Genomic DNA, 4,578 nt, shown 5'->3' with positions numbered 1-4,578 from the left:
GCCCGGGAAAGCCTGTCGAAACATCACCTGTCCCGCGAGGAAATTCGCGACCACGTGGAGAATATACTCCTCGGTATTGCCGCCAAAATCGATCACGGTGACGATGTTCGCGAAGAGCTTTCAGAGTTCAATGCCGATCAGCCTGATAGCCAGCTCTATGCAGGCATTCATGGTCAGGAACGTTATGAGTTGGGAGTTGAAATCTATCAGGTGGCACGTGAATTCCGTTCCCTGAGAATGACGGTCGTCGAGCTCTGGAGCTACCTCGACGGCTCCGACGCAAGGGCGTTTTCCGACCTGATTCGTTTCAATTATGAAATCGACCGGGTGCTGGAAAAATCCATTGAGCGGTTTAGCCAGGCAAAAAACAGGCAGAGCCGACTGTTCAAAACGATTCTTTCTTCGCTTCCCGACCCTTGCTACATAATGTCTCTGGACGGCGATTTTCAGTATGCCAACCTGGCCATGGCAGAACTCTGTGGGCTATCGGTGGAGCAGATAGAGGGCCGGTCTTTTGCCCAGATGCCATTACCTGCGGACAACATCGGGCAGCAAGAGTTACAAAGAATTGTCTCGGACCGAGAATACCGTTGGCACGAAGTCGAGATTGAGGCCGCCAGTGGTGAAACCCGCAGCTTCGAGACGGTTCACATACCGGTTCTCGATGAACGGGGCGAGGTGGAAGCGATATCGGGTATAGCCCACGACATAACTCTTCGTAAAGATTCCGAAATCGAGGCCTGGCGCCACGCCAACCATGATCCGGTAACGCAGTTGCCTAACCAGCGATTGTTCCGGGACCGCCTGACCCAAAATACCGCGCACTCCCAGCGAACCGGCGACCCTTTTGCGCTTCTGTTTATTGATATCAGGGGAATCAAGGAAATCAATGAACGATTGGGCCATGAATCCGGTAACCATTTGCTGCGCAGCGTTGCCGAAAGACTTGACCGCTGCGTCAGGCAATCGGATACGTTTGCGCGCATTGGCGAAAGCAATTTCGCTTTTATGTTGCTCGATACCGCCAACCGCGAAATGATCGGAGACATAGCCGCCAAAACCCTCAATGAACTCGAGGGACCTTTCGAAGTGGTGGGGGAGGAAGTCAGTATTTCCGGCAGCGTCGGCATCACTTTGTTTCCGGACGACGGCACCAGCGATCAGACGCTGCTGAGAAACGCCGAGGAGGCCATGTGTCGGGCCAGGGACGCTGGACGCAACCAGTCCTGTTTTTTCCAGGGGCGGTGATGAGCCGTGCGTTGGATCGGGGAAATCAATGAGTGAGCAGTCTTCGTCCTCCCTGCCGCCAGTGCTGGCGGGGCCAATTCTCAGGCACACCACCTGCCAGAGATTAACGCTCTGGCTTGTGGGGTCCAGTGCGCTGACTTTACGGCTGCGGCTCTATCACGGGGCTTCAGATGAACCGTGTTTTGATCAGGTCCTGACCGGAAACCAGGTCACCCGCGTCCGTTTCGGTACCTCGGCCTGTTTGCACCTTATTGACCTCAGGCTTGACGATGCCCTGCCGGTAAATACCCGCATCGGATATGACCTGGGTGTATCCGGTTCGGTGTCGGGCCAATCGGATCATGATCCGGAGTCCTGGATCGCAGAGTGGGCGCAGCACCTGTGCATGCCGGGAGCAAGCCGGCCTGATTTTGTCATCAAGGAGCGGCTGGACCGGCTGATTCATGGATCCTGTCGCCGGCCCCATTCCTGTGCAGCTGACGGACTGGTACGGGCAGACGAGTTACTCCGGGAGACCCGGGACGATAACGCAAGGCGCCCGGCCGTGCTGCTGATGACCGGCGACCAGATCTATGCCGACGATGTCGCCGGCCCGATGCTACGGGCCATCCATCACCTGATTGACTGCCTGGGTCTTTACGAGGAGACCCTTACCGGCGCCGGGATCAACGACAGCAAGGAGCTGCGGGATAACCCGGACACCTATTTCCACCGCGAAAAACTGCTGCCGGATGTCGAGGGCAATGAGGCCCTGACCGAGCGCTTCTTTGGCGGTGTCAGGAAGCCGGTGTTTACCACCGTCAATGCCCAGAACCATCTGATTTCCCTCAGCGAAGTCATGGCCATGTACCTGCTGGTGTGGTCGCCGGTGTGCTGGCGCCTGATTGACGGGGAACAGCCGGCATTGAGCGCCCGGGACGCGAGCATCTACCAGGACCAGCAGTCGGTGCTTGACGGCTTCGTTGCCGGGTTGCCGTGCGCTTCGCGAGTGATGGCCCATGTTCCGAACTACATGATTTTTGATGATCATGACGTTACCGACGACTGGAACCTGTCTGCACTGTGGGAGGCCACAACCTACGGCCACCCTTTCTCCCGGCGTATCGTCGGTAATGCCCTGATTGCCTATCTGCTGTGCCAGGGCTGGGGCAATAACCCTGACGCCTTCGGCGAAATCCTGCCAGCCATCCAGGCGTTGTCGGAATCGGCGGGGCAGGGCGCCGGGTTCGACCAGGCCCGGCAGGATGCACTGATTGATGACCTTCTGCAGTTCGAGCACTGGCACTACACGCTGCCGACCTCCCCCCGGATCGTGGTGCTGGATTGCCGCACTCGCCGCTGGCGCAGCGAAATCAATCGCGCCCGGCCATCAGGGCTCATGGATTGGGAAGCACTGACCGGGTTCCAGCAGGACATCATCGGCCAGAAGGCGGTGATCGTGGTCTCACCGGCGCCCATGTTTGGGGTGAAACTGATTGAAGCAATCCAGAAGGTTTTCACCTTCTTTGGCAAACCCCTGGTGGTTGATGCCGAAAACTGGATGGCACACCGGGGTGCCGCCAGCGTGCTTCTGAATATCTTCCGCCATTCCCGCACGCCGGAAAATTTCGTGATCCTTTCCGGCGACGTGCATTATTCCTTCGCCTACGATGTGCGCCTCAGGCATCGGCCGGACCGCCCCAGAATCTGGCAGATCACCAGCAGTGGTATCAAGAACGAGTTTCCCCACACGCTGCTGGAATGGCTGGACCGGATGAATCGCTGGCTCTATGCTCCCTGGTCACCGCTGAACTGGTTTACCAAGAGACGGCGCATGCGGGTGACGCCCCGACTGCCCGAGGGCCGTGACGCCGGAGAGAGGCTCTGGAACGGTGCCGGTATCGGCTTGGTGGAACTGAACGAAGAAGGCGCACCGGTTTCCATAGAACAGCTGAATTCGTGTTCCGGCGGAACCCGGTTCCCGGAGTCGCCGCGCTCCTGAAGAATTATGGATTGGTGCGTCCACTCCAGCCTTCAGGCCCGGTTCCTGCACCGCATCGCGGGTCTGAAGTCACCGGTTTGCCCCGACCGCAAGCTAAAGTGCGGATGCTATAATGCCCGCATTAACTGGCGATCACTGGAGAACAAGCGATATGACAACGGCTCCCGCCCACCCTCAGATCGGTATCCCCGGTACGCCCTGGGGCGACGCCGAACGCGCCGAATGGTTGTCCCGGCAGATCCGCCAACGTAGTTACCAGGCTGATGTCCTGAGCGCAATCGAGAGCCTGCGCCCGCGCTTTGACCTGGAAGAGTATGGCCGTCTTGACTATGGCCCGGACAGTTATCCGCTGATCGCGATCCGCAGCCGTGACTGGCGTGAGGAACTGCCGGTGGTGCTGGTAACGGGCGGGGTTCACGGCTATGAAACCAGCGGCGTACACGGTGCCCTGCAATTCGTCGATCAGCACGCGGCAGAGTACGCTGGCCGGGTCAACCTGCTGGTCGCGCCCTGCGTCAGCCCCTGGGCTTACGAGCGCATCCATCGCTGGAATCCGGACGCGGTCGACCCGAACCGCTCGTTTCGCGATGACAGTCCGGCTGCGGAGTCGGCCGCGCTCATGCGCCTGGTGGCGCCTCTTCGCGATAGTGTACTGATGCATATCGACCTGCATGAAACGACCGATACTGACGAAACCGAGTTCCGCCCCGCGCTGGCTGCCCGCGACGGCAAGACCTTCGAGCCGGGTAGCATTCCCGATGGCTTCTATCTGGTGGGTGACAGCGAAAACCCGCAGCCTGAATTCCAGCAGGCGTTGATTAGGGCGGTGGAGCAGATCACCCATATCGCACCCGCTGACGACAACCGCAAGATCCTGGGCTCACCGGTGGTCGCCCGGGGAGTCATCGAATACCCGCTGAAGCATCTGGGTTTATGCGCCAGTATGACCAGCGCCCCCTACAAGACCACCACCGAGGTCTTCCCCGACAGCCCCAGTGTTACCCCCGAGCAATGTAATACCGCGCAGGCTGCCGCCGTATGCGCGGCGATCGATTTCGTACTGGCGCGTCAATAGCGCGGCGCAATTACCAGGGCAAAAGACTGGCATTCCGCCAGCCTCTTGCTCCCGAACTCTATTACAGCATTTTTTTTAGCTGTCCGTAATCCCCGCCAGTGCGAAGCACCAGAGTGATGTCGTTGTCATTCCGGTTTCTGAAGAACCAGCCATGGTTGCCTGTAAATGCAGCTTCAAGCTCGCCTTCATCTTCCGGCACGCCCCGGCCTTTTTCATAGGAAATTGACTGGCCGCCTCCATCACCATGGGTATCGAAGTTTATCGGACCACCTTC

At 58.8% G+C, this 4,578-nt stretch carries 3 protein-coding genes and 1 pseudogene; 3 read left to right on the top strand and 1 reads right to left on the bottom strand.

The genetic code is table 11. The annotated features are described in order from the left end of the window. The 3 genes from VJ956_RS12340 to VJ956_RS12330 all read left to right on the top strand — a co-directional run. A partial coding sequence (locus tag VJ956_RS12340) for a GGDEF domain-containing protein (RefSeq protein ID WP_324085345.1) occupies positions 1 to 1,248 on the top strand: 1,248 nt, incomplete at its 5' end. 28 nt (positions 1,249 to 1,276) lie between these two features. Then, complete coding sequence (locus tag VJ956_RS12335) at positions 1,277 to 3,229, top strand: alkaline phosphatase D family protein (RefSeq protein ID WP_324085344.1); 1,953 nt, start codon at positions 1,277 to 1,279, stop codon at positions 3,227 to 3,229. Between the two features lie 151 nt (positions 3,230 to 3,380). Continuing rightward, positions 3,381 to 4,304, top strand: a complete 924-nt coding sequence (locus tag VJ956_RS12330; RefSeq protein ID WP_324085343.1) for a M14 family metallocarboxypeptidase — start codon at positions 3,381 to 3,383, stop codon at positions 4,302 to 4,304. A 61-nt stretch (positions 4,305 to 4,365) separates the two neighbouring features. On the opposite strand, the pseudogene VJ956_RS12325 reads toward VJ956_RS12330, so the two are convergent. After that, positions 4,366 to 4,578 (bottom strand): annotated as a pseudogene (locus tag VJ956_RS12325) (hypothetical protein); the annotation flags it as partial.

The organism is Marinobacter sp. (genome assembly GCF_035268745.1).
GTDB lineage: Bacteria > Pseudomonadota > Gammaproteobacteria > Pseudomonadales > Oleiphilaceae > Marinobacter.
Note: the sequence above shows the minus strand (reverse complement) of the source record. Positions and strands in the feature narration are given on the sequence as shown.

Excerpts from the sequence above, each read along its gene's own strand:
- VJ956_RS12330 (WP_324085343.1), top strand. The coding sequence starts at position 3,381 with ATGACAACGGCTCCCGCCCACCCTCAGATCGGTATCCCCGGTACGCCC.
- VJ956_RS12335 (WP_324085344.1), top strand. The coding sequence starts at position 1,277 with ATGAGTGAGCAGTCTTCGTCCTCCCTGCCGCCAGTGCTGGCGGGGCCA.